We start from the raw sequence: 13,433 nt of genomic DNA, 5'->3' as shown, positions 1-13,433 counted from the left end.
CTGAGCCTCAACTTGCAAAGAAGTGGTTGCAAAGAAACCCTTGCAACCACTTCTTTGCAAGCCTACGCTGAGGCCATGCCCGAGAATCCCGACACCCCCGCGCCGGACGTCCCCGTACAGGACGTCCGCACCCTGGACCCGCGCTCACTGCGCGGTCTCGCCCACCCCCTGCGGATGCGGCTGCTGACCGCCCTGCGCCACCACGGCCCGGCCACCGCGTCCCAACTCGCCGACCGGCTGGGCGAGTCGAGCGGCGCCACCAGCTACCACCTGCGCCAGCTGGCCGAGCACGGGTTCGTCGCGGACGACCCGGGGCGCGGCAAGGGCCGGGAGCGCTGGTGGAAGGCGGCGGACCGGGGCGTGATGGTCGACGACACGCTGCACCACGACCCCGACCCCGAGGTACGCGGAGCACTGAACACGTTCATGCACGAGATCGCCTCCATCCACGACCGGGAGGTGAGCACCTGGCTGGGCACGATGCACGACTGGCCGGACGTCTGGGCGACCAAGTCCGACCTCAGTGACTTCACCCTGCGACTCACACCGGAACTGCTGGCCGAGCTGGGGAGCCGACTGCACGACCTGATCTCCAGCTACGAGGACCGCGCGCTGCCCGAGGGCGAGGAGTCAGTGGCACAGGTCCGGATCCATCTGCACGCCCTGCCACAGAAGCGGCTCGACACCCCGAACGCCTGACGCACTCCGCCCCCTCTCATCACCCTCGCACGAAGGGACGATTTGTCATGCCATTTTCTGACGTGCACCTCCAGCTCCACGCCATACGCGCGACCGAACTCCAGACCGAGGCCGCCACCCACCTCCCCCGCACCCACGGCTTCCGCCCCCGACTGGGCTGGCTCCTGGTCGAGTTGGGCCTGCGCCTGGTCGAACACCCGACGCGCGCCCGCATCCGCCCCGTATGACCGCCGCGGCGGTACGACGGTGGCCGCTCACCGCGGTCCTGACCGCCAACGCCATATCCGCCCTGGGCCGGACCCTGAGCCTGATCGGCATCCCCTGGTTCGTGCTCCAGACCACCGGAAGCGCAGGCCGCGCCGGCGTGGTGGCCTTCTGCGCCACCCTGCCGGTCGTTCTCTCCGCGCTCATCGGCGGCCCCGTCATCGATCGGATCGGCCGCCGCCGCGTCTCGATCGCGTCCGACACCCTGTGCGCGCTCTCCGTCGGGGCCGTCCCCCTGCTGCACCGCTCCGACTCGCTCCCGTTCTGGGGGCTCTGCGCACTGGTGGCGCTCCACGGTCTGGCCCACACGCCCGGCGACACGGCCCGCTACGTCCTCGTACCGGATCTCGCCGAGCAGGCGGGCACCACCCTCGTCCGCGCCGCGAGCCTGTTCGACGCTGTCGAGCGCGGCGCCCGGATGCTCGGCGCGGCGCTCGCGGGCCTGGTGATCGCCCTGCTCGGTGCCGAAGTCGCCCTGCTCCTGGACGCGTTGACGTATCTGCTGTCGGCGCTGCTGGTCGGCGCCGGGCTGCGCGGCATACGGGGAGCGCAGCCGGTCAAGGGCATGCCGCGGGTCTCGCCGCGTACGTACGCCGCCGAACTGCGCGAGGGTTACGCCTACTTGGCGCGCACCCGGCTCCTGGCCGCGGTCGTCATCATGGTGATGTTCATGAACGGCATCGACCAGGGCTGGAACGGGGTCCTGCTGCCCGTACACGCCGAACGCAACCTCGGCGGCGCCGCCGAACTGGGCCTGGTCACAGCGGTGTTCGGGGCCGGAGGCCTGCTGGGCGCGCTGCTGTACTGCGCGGTGGGCCACCAGTTCGCCCGCCGCACGGTCCTCGCCGTCGCCGTCCTGCTCTGCGGCGCGCCACGCTTCGCGGTGGCGGGACTCACCGACTCCACCGCGGCACTCGCGGTGATCATGGGCGCAGCGGGAGTGGCGGGCGGGATGATCAACCCGATCCTGACGACGGTGACGTACGAACGCGTCCCGGACGAACTCCGCAGCCGGGTCGCGGGCGCGATGACCGCCGGCTGCGAGCTGACGATGCCCCTGGGCGCCCTGACGGCCGGCCTCCTCGTCGAGGGCACGAGCCTGTCAACGGCGCTTCTGCTGATGGGCGGGGTCTACCTGCTGGCAACACTGAGCCCGGCGCTGCTCCCGGTCTGGCGCGGCCTGGACGAGGCGCGCCGGACCACGGCCATGAACGAGGGCAAGCGGCCGAGTACTTACCCCGCCCGCCAGCCGTCCAGGGAGACCTGAGCCCTGTCGTTCAGGTAGTGGTGGAGGGCGCTGGCGGTGGTATCCACGAAGGTGTCGGGGATGGCATCGGCGTCGATCCAGCGGACTTGGGCGTGTTTGCGTGGTTCGCGGTTCTCGGGTTCGCCGACCCATTCGTGCGTGACGAAAACGACCGTGAGGAAGCCGTTGGGGGCTTCGACGCCCCAGGCGCCGTGGATGATGTGGGCGACCTTGAGGGACTCGGGCTTCACCGTAAGGCCCGTTTCCTCGTAGAGCTCGCGGACCGCCGTTTCGGTGATGGGCTCGCCTGGTTCGCTCTTGCCGACGGGGAGGTCCCACATTCCCTGGGCGAACTTGGCATTCTGGCTTCGTTGGAGGAGGACGACGCGGTTGGTGGCTTTGTCGTGGACGATGACGGCGGCGACCAGCAGGGTCATCGAGTCGAGCGCCGGCTTGAGGGCTTGGGGGCGGTCGTTGGTCTGCTGGGCCACGGTGTTCCCTTCGTCGGGCGGGTTGTTGGGCATGTTAGGCGAGGGCCTCGCGAGCGCGGCGGGCGAGTTCGGCCGCGCCTGGGACGCGGCGGCGCTGGTAGATCGCGAGGGTGGAGCGGATGGAGGTGATCGCCTTGCGGGTGCGGTCCGAGGCCATGCCTTCCATGAGGACCAAGGCTTGGGTCCAGGCGGCGACCGCTTCGTCGGCGCGCGCCTGGGCGGCGAGGCTGTCGCCGAGGTCGGCGTGGGTGAGGGCGTGGACGCGCTTGTACTTCCCGGGGTCCCAGCGGGTCAGGGCGTCGCGGTGCTGCTGTTCGGTGCCGGTGTGGTCGGCGAGGTCGGTCAGCGTGCGGGCGGTGTGGCTGGCCACGGTGCCTGCCACGGGGCCGCTGACACGGGAGAAGCTGGGCTGAGGAACGTCGTCGCGCAGGAGCGCGTCTTCGGCGGCGAGCAGGGCGCGGGCCGCTGCGGGCCTCTCGCCGACGGCGGCGTAGGCACGGGCGTGGGTGATGTGGAGGAGGGCTTCGGTCTGGCCGTCGACGTGGCCGAGGCCGCGGGTGAGCGCTCCTTCGACGAGATCGACGCAGTGGTGGGGCTGCTTGAGGCTGAGGGCCTGGTGGGCGAGGGCACGCATCATCCAGGCGGCGTGGCCTCGGGGGTCGGCTTCGCAGGCGAGCTGGTAGCCGACCTGGTAGTAGCGCTGGGCGGCGCCTTCATGGCTGAGGTCGTGGTGCTTCCACCCTGTTGTCGCCGCAGAGACTGTGTCCCATGCAGGTCGTGTCGTTATTAGGAGGCGGCTGCCGCTCCGGCTCGCGTCTCGTAGAGACGGTGCATCGTGTCGCTTTCCATGGCAACGATCACCGTATCAGGTGACGAAGGCCACTCTTGGTGGCCTGTCGCTGGGCGGGCTGGGAGGCCGCCCCCGCGCGCGTTGGGGGTCGCAGACGCAGGGGCGGCCGGTCTTGGGGTCAGCGCAGTGCTTGGGCGACGCGCTGACCCAACCTCTCGTCGTGGAGGGCGCCGACCGTTCGCCAGGCAGCGTCGGAGACTTCTTCGGCCTGGAGTTCGCCGATGTCGGCGGTGGTGCGGAAGAGGAAGCGGAAGTCGAAGTGCTGGTGGGCGGGCTCGCCCTTGGCGGGGTTGGCGTCGATGGGGTGGATGTCGATGTGGAGCGGAGTCTCGCCGTGCGGGGTGACGACGTGGGGCGGGATGCCGGTCTCCTCGGCGAGTTCGCGGTCGGCGGCCTGCAGGAGCGTCTCGTCCGAGGGCTCCAGATGACCGCCGGGCAAAAGCCATTTCTGGGTCACGTTGTGGAGAATATGCAGGATGCGGCCGTCGGGGCCGACGAGGATGGCCCCTGCGGTGACGTGGCCGGGCAGGGTCTTACGGCTGGTGAGGTCGTCGCCGTCGTCCAGGAGGCCGAGGACGAGGCCGAGTTCGCGCTTGTCCTCGGGGTGTTCGTCGAGGTAGGCGGCGATGGTGGTGCGGATGTGGTGGGCCGTGATGGTCATGGTGATCACCTGTTGAAGTAGGAGAGCCAGGTCGCCGCGATGGCTTCGCGGTCGGGTGCGGGGACCTCATGGATGCCGGGGGCGAGGTCGCCGCGGGTGAGCATCCTGATCGCGGCGAGGATCTCGGCCTGGACCAGGAAGATGAACGGCCCAACGCTGGCGCCGTGGATGAAGTTGACGGCGTTGCCGCCGTTCGCCAGATAGAAGTAGTGGCCGGTGGTCTGGTAGCGGGTGACGTGGTCGCCGACCTGGGTGCGGGTGTAGACGTCAGGGAGTCCGGCGAGGTCGAGTTCGTCCTCGCTGCTGGTGACGGTGGCGACGTAGGCGCCGTTGCGCAGGTGGGAGAAGTCCTCGCCGCACAGGGAGACGGCGCCGGTCGCGCAGAGCACCAGGCCGGCCCCGGTCAGGGCGGCTTCACGGTCGCGGGCGACGGTGAAGCCCTGGGAGAGTGCCTGGGTGCGGCGGACGGGGTCGATGTCGAAGACGGTGACATGGACGCCCTTGGCATGCAGGAGGCGGGCGATCGAGCTGCCGAGCTTGCCGAAGCCGATCACCAGGGCGGGGCGGCCGTGGAGGATGTCACCGCGATCGCGCATGACGGCCTCGGTGGAGAAGACTACGGACTGGCCGACGAGGAAGTCTTCGGGGTCCTTCAGTGGTGAGCGGGCGACGGAGATGACGGGGCAGGGCAGTTTGTCGAGGTCCTTGTAGCGGTGGTGCCCGTTCTCGGTGTCCTCGATCACCCCGGCGAGCCGGCCGGTAAAGCGGTTGTGGACGTCTGCGAGGCTGGGGGCGAAGTAGCCGCCGACGTCCAGCAGGGTGACCGTCTGGTCGGCGGCACGGGATTCGAGGTAGTCCAGAGCGTCGTCGGCCTGGGCGAACATTTCGCGGGTGAGGGTGTCGACCATGTGCGTCTGCTCGACCTCGCGCTTCGCGGCCGGGTGGACGGACTTCGGCTTGGGCAGCACCGCAGTGAGCCGGGTCATCGCGGCGACCGCGCGGACGAACGCGGGACGCTCGGCCAGCAGGTGCGTGATGAGGAACGATGCCGTCTGCTCACCCGGGGCGAACTGGGCGGCGATCCGGGCGAAGTAGGCGTCCAGCCGGGCGCGTTCGAAGGTTTCCATGGCAGTTCCCTCTCATCCGTTCCGTCCGGGGGCCGTGCGAGGAGATGCGGGTTCAACGGGTGCGGGCGCGTCCGAACAGCAGCCGGTCGGCTGCGAGCGCTGCATCCAGGTAGGCGTCGACCTTGGCGGCGTCAGCGGACTGCGGCAGGGGGTCCAGCCCGAGTAGGAGGATTGCCTCACCGCTACGGGCGACCTGTTCGGTCCAGGACCGACGGGTGGGCAGCCGCAGCCGCCGGGAGGCGCCGGGGAAGCGCACCAGCACCTGGTCGCCGACGATCTGCAGGCAGCGCTCCAGCACCGGAACGACCTCCCGGGCGCCGACCAGGCCACCCAGGCTGGCGGACAGCCGCCGCATCCTGGCCTCGGCCGTCTCAGCGGTGCCCGAGCCGGTCAGGGGCGGGGTGTGGGTGATCAGGATGTGCGCGATCTCGCGGCCGTCCGGGCGGGTGCCGGGCCAGGTCCAGGCTGCGAGCGACGCCAGCAGCCGCAGCTCAGGGCCGGGCGGAGTGAGCAGGACGCTCATGCTGTCGTGCCTCCCGTGGCCTTGAAGCAGGACCAGACGATCTTCCCGACCGGAGTGCGGTCCTCGACTCCCCAGCCGTCGGCGAGCGCGTTCACCAGGATCAGCCCGCGTCCGGAGGTGTCCGTGCCGGCGGCCCGCCGGGCTTCCGGGTGCTGGCGGCGGCTGTCGTGCACTTCCAGGCGTACGACATCCTCGTCGGCGTCGAGCTTGACCAGGAAGCCGTGTCCGGGGGCAGTCCCGTGGACCAGGGCGTTGGTGGCGAGTTCGGAGACGCAGAGCCGGACGTCCTCGGCGCGGTCCGGCAGACCCCAGTCGGCCAGGGCCTCAGAGGTGAAGGACCGTGCCTGGCCGACCGACTCGGGCCGCGCGTCGAAGAACTGCTGGGTCGTCTTGGTCATCACGGTGGTCCTCATGACTCGGCGTCCAGGACGCGGGGGGTGCCGGGGTGACGGCGGCGGAGGGGACCGCTGCGGGAGATGGAGTGGTGGGCCGTGCGGGGCTTGCGGACCAGCAGCAGTCGCGAGCCGACCGCCTCGATCCGCCGCCCGCGTTCAGCGGCTATGGCCTTCGGCCCCAGGTGCGACATGGCCGGGGCGATGACGCCGTAGACGTCCGGCAGCGCGAGCACGTCCAGTAGCCCGGTGAACGCCGCTGAGGCGGGCCGGGCGGACGCGTCGCGGTCGGTGAAGACGCCGGACAACTGCAGTTCGTGGCTGCGGCAGTACTCGGTGAGCGAGGCGACCAGCGCGTCCTGCCGCGCTTGGGAGACCCGCACCAGCCGCAGGAAGCCGTAAACGACCAGGCCGCTGACCGGGCGATGCTCCGTGAGGGGTTCCATGCTCAGGACCGTCCCAAAGGCTCGACAAATGGTGACGCTCTGAGCGTGGCGTCCGGCCAACTCGCCGCCAATCACCGGCCGTTCTACTTCCGTTCCACTTCCGTCCCGCCGACTGCACGGATCTGCTTCGATGACCGGTGGAAGGGAGTGACGCGTGGCGACCGTGCACCACTGGACCGGCCTGGAGGCCAGGGCCCTGCGGCTCGCTCTGCGACTGAGCGTGCGGGCCTTCGCCCAGCAGCTCGGCCTGGCCGTCGCGACCGTGTCCAAGTGGGAGAGCAAGCTCGCCGACACCGAGCCCAGACCCGACACTCAGGCCATCCTCGACACCGCCCTCGGCCGCTCGGACGCCGCTGTCCACCTGCGGTTCGAAACGCTCCTGTCCGAGATGACCAGCCCGGTGCAGAACGCTGGCCGACGCCGCCTAACCGCCTCCGGCCCCAGAACCTGGGAATACGAGTCCTGGGCCGATGACCTCGACCGCGTCGTGGTCGCCCTGTCCCGGCAGAACTTCGCCTTCGCCGACAGCCTCCTCACCCGGTGGCTGAGCCGGTTCAAGGCCCCCGAGCTGGACGAGAAGGGCCTGTATCTCTTCGCCCGCTCCACCGCCCTGCTCGGCGACCTCAAGCGCGACCAGGGCGTTGTCCTGGGCCCGCTGTCCGCCCAGCACTCCTATGCCGGCGCCCGCGCGGCCTTCACCCAGCTCGACATCCCCCGCCGCGTCGCCCAGCTCGACTTGTCCCTCGCGGTCGTCACCGAGATGTCCGGGAAGCTGGAGATCGCCGCCCGCAACTACGAGACGCTCGCCGTCGATGACCGGCTCTCCCGCCGCGACCGGGCCCGCGCGAGGCTGTGGGTGGGGACCGCGCTGAGCAAGGACGGTCAGCACGACTATGCGACCCGCGTCATGCAGGTGGCGACCCGCGACTTCGAGGACCTCACCGAACCGGACGACTGGTCGGTGGCCCACCAGAAACTCGCGCTCGCCCGCCGCGGCGCCGGCGACCTTACCCGGGCCCTGCACTTCATCGACATCGCCCGCAGCAGCGGGACGCCCGACTCACCGATGCAAGGCGTGCGACTGGACACCGCTCATGGCCACATCCTGCTCTCCGATGCGGCGACCCGGGATGATGGACTCCTCGTCCTCGACCAGGCCGCCAAGGTAGCCGCGCAGTACGGGCTTGTGCACCAACTGCGCAGTATCGAGGGCATCAAGGCCATGAGCGAGGGGCCGGTCGGCCCTCGGCAACGATGACCAGGGAGAAACGCGTGAGCAACGACCAGCAGGGCATCACCGAGGACCAGTGGCGCCAGGCCAAGCTGATCTGGAACTACCACCAGATGCAGCACGAGCTGCGGCCCGTCGACGTGGCGATCGGGCTGGGCAGCCACGACCTCGGCGTCGCGGCCCACTCCGCCGAGCTGTACCGCTCCGGGCTCTTCCCGACCCTGGTGTTCACCGGCGGCAACAGTCCCACCACCACCAAGGTCTTCCCGCGCGGGGAGGCCGTCCACTTCCGCGAGCACGCCATCGACCTCGGCGTCCCCGCCGAGGCGATCCTGCTGGAACCGAACGCGGGCAACACCGGACAGAACATCACCCTCTCGCGTGAGGTCCTCGTCGCCGCAGGCATCACCCCGGCGTCGGTGCTGCTGGTCTCCAAGCCCTATATGGAAAGGCGGTCGTTCGCGACCGCCCGCAAGCTGTGGCCCGACGTCGAGATCCTCTGCGCGTCGGAGCCGCTGGAGTTCGACGACTATCTGAAGTCCATCGGCGACGAGAAACTCGTCTTGGACATGCTCGTCGGCGACCTCCAGCGGGTCATCGAGTATCCAAAGCTCGGATTCGCCATCGAGCAGGAGGTCCCGGAGGACGTGCATGCAGCGTACGAGTCCCTCATCCGCGACGGCTTCACCAGCCGCCTCATCAACCCCTGACCTGCCCGAGCCGGGCGGGTTGTGTGCCATCCACCAGCCGAATTTCCTGCCCCGGCTGACCACGCTGGCCAAGCTGTTCGCGGCGGACTACTGGATCGTCCTGGACGACGTGCAGTTCACCCGCCGCGACTACCAGCACCGAGCCCGCCTTGCGAACCTCGACGACCCCGCCGGTCAGCAGTGGCTTACCATCCCCACCCGCCTGCCGAGCGGACGGCCCACCCTCATCCGCGACGCCGTGATCGACGACCCGGACCTGGCCCGCCGCAGGACCGAGGGGATGCTGCGGCAGCACTATGGGGCCAGCCCTCACTGGCGCGCCCTCGCCGAGGCCCTGGATCCGGTGCTGGATGCATTCGACACCGGCAAGACCGCGACGGTTGCCGAGACCTCCACCCGCGTCCTGCTGGACCTGTTGGGCTGGGAGGGCCAGGTCCTCACCAGCAGCCGTCTGTCGGCCCGGCCGGGCCGCTCCGTCCGGCTCGCGGACCTTTCTGCGGCGACCGGCGCCCGCGCGTATCTGTGCGGGACCGGTGGCATGACCTATCTCGACCCCGCCCCGTTCACGGTTCAGAACATCGCCGTGGCCTCGTTCCGGCCGCCCACCACCGGCATCTGGTCCTCCGGCCGCCGCCTCAGTGCCCTGTGGGCCTTGGCCACCCTGGGCCCGGACGCCGTGGCAGGCCGCCTCCGGGCACTCGCCGCCCACCGCGGCCGGCTCCAGATGGCAGCCGCCCCCTCCTCATGGAGGGGGGCGTCACCGAACGTGGCCCTGGCAAGATCTCCGTGAAGCCGGGATGAGCCCCCGTGCGCCGGTAACACTCCGTCACCGGTAGTCGCAGTGTCGGCGAGCGCCCTGGCAGCGGTCCGCCTCAGTGATCCTCGACGATGAAGCAGGCCCGCTCGTAGAGTTCGTCGAACGTGATTACCTCGACGTCCTGGATGGATGTCCGGTATAGCTCGAAGGAGCTCATCTTCTCCGGGTTCACAGCGCCGTTGTGGGTGAACTCGCGCAGGCTCCCGATCACCACGACCTGTCGCGGGCGGGTGGTGGACAGTTCAGTGCCTGTCGGGGTGCCGTCTTCCTCGTAGATCCGGGTGAGGAACTGGCTGGAGATGAGCTGTTGGGCCTTGCTGGCCGTCTTTTGCACCTGCGCCACACCGCCGCCGAGTTCCTTGGATGCCTGGTAGACGCCCGCGCAATACGGGGTCTTGGAGAGCAGTTCGGTGTCGTGGGTCTTGATCTCGCAGAAGAGCATGCTGCTGATCAGGCCCTTGGACCGCATGATGGCGTCGATGCGTTTCCCGGTTCCACCGAAGATGTTGGCGCCGGTGGTGATGCGTTCCAGTTTGCGGTCGTTGATGGATTCGTCAGGGAGCGACGCTCGACCCGTTCGGCTGGGTCCACTCCGAGTTCCACCCCACGAGCGTCCACATCGGGGAGAAGGGCCGACACCTCCTCGGCTTCGCACGCGCCTTCACCGGGCCCGGTCTGATCGACCTCGCCTCGTACCACGGCACGATCGACGCACCGAGTCCCGTACGGCTGCGGGTGTTCCTGGAGCAGTACGTCACCGCAGGGGGCCATGAGGACTCCCTTGCCCCCCGGGGTGGTCTGGCGGCCGAGGCCTGGGCGCTGGGCTGGCACCGCATGTGGGTCGTGGAGTGGTTCATGGAGCAGGCCGTCCGCTGGATCGACGACCCGGCCAAGGACCCCGTCTACATCTCTGTCGTCCGTCGCCACCTGAACGACGTGGTCCACCACTTGGAGGTCTAGATGCTCACCCAGGTCTCCCCCTGGTACGCCCACGCGGCCCAGCGGATGGCCACCGACCCCGCCAACGCGCTCAGCGCGCCCGCCCGCATGGAATGGAGCACCCACCCGGGCCTCGGCCCCGGAGCCGAGCTGCTCGGCCCCGACCTGCGCGGCAAGCACATCCTGGAGCTGGGCTGCGGCCCCGGCCACAACGTCGCCCACCTCGCGAAATACCAACAATCCCACGTCACCGGCGTGGACTTGATCGGACTCCAGGTGCGCCGCGCCCGCTCCCACTACGGCCACATCAACGGAGCCACGTTCACCGCGGTACACGCACTGCACCACCTCCAGGCCACCGGCACCGGCCGGACCTACGACGCGATCTACTCCGTCTTCGGCGCCGTCGGCCTCGTCGCCCCCGAACTCCTGCTCACCGCCATTTCCCGCCGCCTCAAGCCGGGCGGCGTCCTGGCCTTCTCCGTCCCACACCCGGCACGGGCCGGAAGACATCCATCCACGGACGACCGTCCGCGCGAGGACTACGTCACCATGCCCGACCGCACCCGACTGCCCCTCGCCCGCTGGGAGTTCGACGCCCGCCGCTGGGACGCCCACCTCACGCAGACCGGACTGCGCATCACCACCGCACGGGAACTGCGCCACCCGCACCTCGACCGGTGGCCCACCACCCTCCTGATCACCGCCCGCAAACGCTGACCAACGGAGACACCACATGACCCTGCCCTATCTGCTCCTGGACATCGACGGCGTCCTCATACCGTTCCCGGCCGCCGACGGCACCACCCCGCCCACCCACCTCCGCCACACCGTCCGTCCCACCGGCCGATCGCCGGACAAACCCGTCGACGTCTGGCTCGACCCAGCCGCCGTGGTCTGGATCGACGACGACTTCACCAGCCTCGACCACGCCTGGGCTGCGGAACGCACCGCTCGCGGCAACCCCACCCTGCTCGTCCAACCCGACCCTTACACCGGTCTCCGTACGGACCACCTCACAGAGGTACGGGATTGGGCAGCCGGAGTGTGGCGGCCTGACTAAAGCGATCGGCGACGGCGGCCTGGTCGTGCCCGAGGTTCAAGCGACCGGGGTCATCCCGTCATAGCCGCCTTGCCCTCAGGAGTGGATGCACGCGCGGCGTGCATACCGGGACTGGCAACCGCAGCAACCCTGTCCAAAGCGTTCTCACTGGTCTCATCCACGGCACCAAGGTCGCGTACCCCGGCGGACGGCTCCCCCGTCAGCAGTTCGGGACCTTGCCGCCCCGTTTCAGGGAGCGCAGGGACGACACCGCGTCCTTCAGGGTTCTGACCGGGATCAGGCGCATTCCGTCGGGGAGTTCGGAACGGGCGTCGGTGCATTCCGCCTCCGGGACCAGGAAGACCGTCGCGCCGTCGCGGGCCGCTGCCTGGGTCTTGAGGGAGACGCCGCCCACCGCGCCCACGTCGCCGTCCGCGCTGATCGTGCCGGTGCCCGCGATGGAGCGGCCGCCCGTGAGGTCGCCGTCCAGCATGTCGACGATGCCGAGCGCGAACAGGAGGCCCGCGCTGGGACCGCCGACGTCGGCGAGGTGGAGGGTGACGTCGACCGAGTCCGGCTTGCGGCCCAGCTGGGCGAGGGCCGCGTCGACGGCGACGTTCTGCGACTTCACCATCTCCTGGGTGTTGTGCCGCTCGATCTCCTTGTCGGACTGGCCCGCCGGGTAGACCGAGTTGCGGGGCAGCACCGCGCGGTCGGTCCGGATCCAGCCGTCGAGCACATCGCCGAAGTCGACGTCGGCGGACGGTCCCGTCGCCAGGATCGTCGTCATCCGCAGCTCACCCTCCGGCTCTCTGGTCTCCGCGCCCTTGATCGAGATGACGGGATCGCCCCGGTAGTCCCCCAGCACGTTCGCGGTCAGGCCCGGCTGGGCCACCGCGTACGGCAGCGGGGCCACCCCGACGACGACGAGCAGCGCGACGACGGGGACCGCCGAGAGGGCGAGGGAGCGGGGGCGCGAGAGACCGGAGAGACGAGAAAGCACAGCGTCAATCTATCGGCCGGTCCGCCGCCCCGGTCCAGAGCCCGTCTCCGGAGCCCGTCCCGGGGCGCCTGGCGACCGCCTCAGCGGAGCGCGTCGGCCACCTCGCGCGCGGCGTCGACCACGCGCGGGCCCACCCGCTCCGGCACCGAGTCGGCGAGCATCACCACGCCCACGCTGCCCTCGATGCCGGTCACCCCGACGAGCGCGGCGGCGGCGCCGCTGGCGCCCGCCTCCAGTTCGCCGTGGGTCAGCGTGCACCGCGTCTCGGTGTACGAGCCCTGCCGGGCGGCCAGGATCGCCTTGCCCGCGGCGCCCCGGTCCAGCGGGTGCCGGAAGCCGGCGCGGTACGCCACGTGGTAATCCGTCCACGTCGGCTCGACGACCGCGACGGCCAGCGCCTCGGCGCCGTCCACGAGAGTCAGATGCGCGGTGGCACCGATGTCCTCGGCGAGCGCGCGCAGGGCGGGCAGCGCGGCTTCCCGTACGAGCGGATGCACCTGGCGGCCCAGACGCAGCACCCCCAGGCCCACTCTGGCGCGTCCGCCCAGATCGCGGCGGACCAGCGCGTGCTGTTCGAGGGTGGCCAGGAGTCGGTAGACCACGGTGCGGTTGACGCCGAGTTTGTTGGACAACTCGGTGACGGTCAGCCCGTGGTCGGTGTCGGCGAGCAGTTTGAGGACGCGCAGTCCCCGGTCGAGCGTCTGGGAGGTCTCCGCGGTCACGACGCCCTCTCCTTCGGAGTTTCGGAGTGAGTGACGACGGCACTCTCACGGAGCCCGCGGCACCGGTCCCATCGGCGACACACGGAGAGAGGCCGCCGGCAGGCCATGGCGCACCGGCCGCGCTCCGTGGCGGCGCTGCCACGGCGCGTATGTAATGACCGGACATTAGCGATCCGTACCGCTCAGCGGAAGACCTCGTCCAGAATCCGGTCATGGGAGGTCAGTTGGTCCCTGTTCGGGTTGGAACAGGCACCGAAAAGGGAATCGCTC

At 70.0% G+C, this 13,433-nt stretch carries 17 protein-coding genes and 2 pseudogenes; 9 read left to right on the top strand and 10 right to left on the bottom strand.

Features of this window, described 5'->3' with window-relative positions:
* The first annotated feature begins 75 nt into the window (after nt 1–75).
* The 3 genes from OIE74_RS24630 to OIE74_RS24620 are packed head-to-tail and all read left to right on the top strand — an operon-like array spanning nt 76 to nt 2,230.
* Entirely contained in the window at nt 76–699 is a 624-nt protein-coding gene (locus tag OIE74_RS24630; protein WP_329387154.1) for an ArsR/SmtB family transcription factor, read from the top strand.
* A gap of 47 nt (nt 700–746) precedes the next feature.
* A complete protein-coding gene (locus tag OIE74_RS24625) occupies nt 747–926 on the top strand; it encodes a hypothetical protein (protein ID WP_329387152.1) in 180 nt (59 codons plus the stop codon).
* On the top strand, nt 923–2,230 hold the full coding sequence (locus OIE74_RS24620) for an MFS transporter (protein ID WP_329387150.1): 1,308 nt from the start codon (nt 923–925) through the stop codon (nt 2,228–2,230). Before OIE74_RS24625 ends, OIE74_RS24620 begins: the two co-directional genes overlap by 4 nt.
* On the opposite strand, the gene OIE74_RS24615 is transcribed toward OIE74_RS24620, so the two are convergent.
* The 7 genes and pseudogenes from OIE74_RS24615 to OIE74_RS24585 all read right to left on the bottom strand — a co-directional run bounded on the left by OIE74_RS24615 (nt 2,197) and on the right by OIE74_RS24585 (nt 6,699).
* Nucleotides 2,197–2,733 (bottom strand): NUDIX domain-containing protein, encoded by a 537-nt coding sequence (locus OIE74_RS24615; RefSeq protein ID WP_329387148.1) that lies wholly within the window; start codon nt 2,731–2,733, stop codon nt 2,197–2,199. The genes OIE74_RS24620 and OIE74_RS24615 overlap by 34 nt on opposite strands.
* Before the next feature lies 1 nt (nt 2,734).
* Nucleotides 2,735–3,454, bottom strand: a pseudogene (locus OIE74_RS24610) (hypothetical protein); the annotation flags it as partial.
* 214 nt (nt 3,455–3,668) lie between these two features.
* Nucleotides 3,669–4,211: an NUDIX hydrolase gene (locus tag OIE74_RS24605; RefSeq protein WP_329387146.1), complete on the bottom strand. Its 543-nt coding sequence runs from the start codon at nt 4,209–4,211 to the stop codon at nt 3,669–3,671.
* 5 nt (nt 4,212–4,216) lie between these two features.
* On the bottom strand, nt 4,217–5,338 hold the full coding sequence (locus OIE74_RS24600) for an NAD-binding protein (protein WP_329387144.1): 1,122 nt from the start codon (nt 5,336–5,338) through the stop codon (nt 4,217–4,219).
* 52 nt (nt 5,339–5,390) lie between these two features.
* A complete protein-coding gene (locus OIE74_RS24595) occupies nt 5,391–5,861 on the bottom strand; it encodes a DUF5949 family protein (protein WP_329387141.1) in 471 nt (156 codons plus the stop codon).
* Nucleotides 5,858–6,259: an ATP-binding protein gene (locus tag OIE74_RS24590; RefSeq protein ID WP_329387140.1), complete on the bottom strand. Its 402-nt coding sequence runs from the start codon at nt 6,257–6,259 to the stop codon at nt 5,858–5,860. The genes OIE74_RS24595 and OIE74_RS24590 overlap by 4 nt, the downstream gene beginning before the upstream one ends.
* A gap of 11 nt (nt 6,260–6,270) precedes the next feature.
* The gene (locus tag OIE74_RS24585; protein ID WP_329387138.1) at nt 6,271–6,699 is read right to left on the bottom strand and encodes a hypothetical protein; all 429 of its coding nucleotides are present in this window, start codon (nt 6,697–6,699) and stop codon (nt 6,271–6,273) included.
* A gap of 154 nt (nt 6,700–6,853) precedes the next feature.
* Here OIE74_RS24585 and OIE74_RS24580 point away from each other — a divergent pair, with 154 nt between their 5' ends.
* From OIE74_RS24580 to OIE74_RS24570, 3 genes are read left to right on the top strand one after another with little or no spacing between them, the layout of a single operon-like run.
* Nucleotides 6,854–7,957: a helix-turn-helix domain-containing protein gene (locus OIE74_RS24580; protein ID WP_329387136.1), complete on the top strand. Its 1,104-nt coding sequence runs from the start codon at nt 6,854–6,856 to the stop codon at nt 7,955–7,957.
* Between the two features lie 14 nt (nt 7,958–7,971).
* The gene (locus tag OIE74_RS24575; protein ID WP_329387134.1) at nt 7,972–8,640 is read left to right on the top strand and encodes a YdcF family protein; all 669 of its coding nucleotides are present in this window, start codon (nt 7,972–7,974) and stop codon (nt 8,638–8,640) included.
* Between the two features lie 19 nt (nt 8,641–8,659).
* Nucleotides 8,660–9,430, top strand: coding sequence for a WbqC family protein (locus OIE74_RS24570; RefSeq protein ID WP_329387132.1), 771 nt, complete (start codon nt 8,660–8,662; stop codon nt 9,428–9,430).
* Nucleotides 9,431–9,512: 82 nt separating this feature from the next.
* Here OIE74_RS24570 and OIE74_RS24565 read toward each other — a convergent pair whose 3' ends face one another.
* Nucleotides 9,513–10,112, bottom strand: coding sequence for a Shedu immune nuclease family protein (locus OIE74_RS24565; protein ID WP_329387130.1), 600 nt, complete (start codon nt 10,110–10,112; stop codon nt 9,513–9,515).
* On the opposite strand from OIE74_RS24565, the pseudogene OIE74_RS24560 reads away from it, so the two are divergent.
* From OIE74_RS24560 to OIE74_RS24550, 3 genes and pseudogenes are all read left to right on the top strand, one after another.
* Nucleotides 10,016–10,417 (top strand): annotated as a pseudogene (locus OIE74_RS24560) (aminoglycoside phosphotransferase family protein); the annotation flags it as partial. The gene OIE74_RS24565 and the pseudogene OIE74_RS24560 overlap by 97 nt on opposite strands.
* Nucleotides 10,418–11,116 (top strand): class I SAM-dependent methyltransferase, encoded by a 699-nt coding sequence (locus tag OIE74_RS24555; RefSeq protein WP_329387128.1) that lies wholly within the window; start codon nt 10,418–10,420, stop codon nt 11,114–11,116.
* Nucleotides 11,117–11,132: 16 nt separating this feature from the next.
* Nucleotides 11,133–11,459, top strand: a complete 327-nt coding sequence (locus OIE74_RS24550) for a hypothetical protein (protein ID WP_329387126.1) — start codon at nt 11,133–11,135, stop codon at nt 11,457–11,459.
* 199 nt (nt 11,460–11,658) lie between these two features.
* Here OIE74_RS24550 and OIE74_RS24545 read toward each other — a convergent pair whose 3' ends face one another.
* Together OIE74_RS24545 and OIE74_RS24540 are read right to left on the bottom strand one after the other, a co-directional pair.
* On the bottom strand, nt 11,659–12,441 hold the full coding sequence (locus OIE74_RS24545) for a S16 family serine protease (RefSeq protein ID WP_329387124.1): 783 nt from the start codon (nt 12,439–12,441) through the stop codon (nt 11,659–11,661).
* 80 nt (nt 12,442–12,521) lie between these two features.
* Nucleotides 12,522–13,163, bottom strand: coding sequence for an IclR family transcriptional regulator (locus OIE74_RS24540; protein ID WP_329387122.1), 642 nt, complete (start codon nt 13,161–13,163; stop codon nt 12,522–12,524).
* Nucleotides 13,164–13,433: the final 270 nt, after the last annotated feature.

Source organism: Streptomyces sp. NBC_01716, assembly GCF_036248275.1.
Classification (GTDB): domain Bacteria; phylum Actinomycetota; class Actinomycetes; order Streptomycetales; family Streptomycetaceae; genus Streptomyces.
The sequence above is the reverse complement of the archived record's forward strand: the minus strand, read 5'-3'. Positions and strand labels throughout refer to the sequence as shown.

Coding starts and splice junctions, on each gene's coding strand:
- OIE74_RS24630 (WP_329387154.1), top strand. CDS start 76: ATGCCCGAGAATCCCGACACCCCCGCGCCGGACGTCCCCGTACAGGAC.
- OIE74_RS24625 (WP_329387152.1), top strand. CDS start 747: ATGCCATTTTCTGACGTGCACCTCCAGCTCCACGCCATACGCGCGACC.
- OIE74_RS24620 (WP_329387150.1), top strand. CDS start 923: ATGACCGCCGCGGCGGTACGACGGTGGCCGCTCACCGCGGTCCTGACC.
- OIE74_RS24615 (WP_329387148.1), bottom strand. CDS start 2,733: ATGCCCAACAACCCGCCCGACGAAGGGAACACCGTGGCCCAGCAGACC.
- OIE74_RS24605 (WP_329387146.1), bottom strand. CDS start 4,211: ATGACCATCACGGCCCACCACATCCGCACCACCATCGCCGCCTACCTC.
- OIE74_RS24600 (WP_329387144.1), bottom strand. CDS start 5,338: ATGGAAACCTTCGAACGCGCCCGGCTGGACGCCTACTTCGCCCGGATC.
- OIE74_RS24595 (WP_329387141.1), bottom strand. CDS start 5,861: ATGAGCGTCCTGCTCACTCCGCCCGGCCCTGAGCTGCGGCTGCTGGCG.
- OIE74_RS24590 (WP_329387140.1), bottom strand. CDS start 6,259: ATGACCAAGACGACCCAGCAGTTCTTCGACGCGCGGCCCGAGTCGGTC.
- OIE74_RS24585 (WP_329387138.1), bottom strand. CDS start 6,699: ATGGAACCCCTCACGGAGCATCGCCCGGTCAGCGGCCTGGTCGTTTAC.
- OIE74_RS24555 (WP_329387128.1), top strand. CDS start 10,418: ATGCTCACCCAGGTCTCCCCCTGGTACGCCCACGCGGCCCAGCGGATG.
- OIE74_RS24550 (WP_329387126.1), top strand. CDS start 11,133: ATGACCCTGCCCTATCTGCTCCTGGACATCGACGGCGTCCTCATACCG.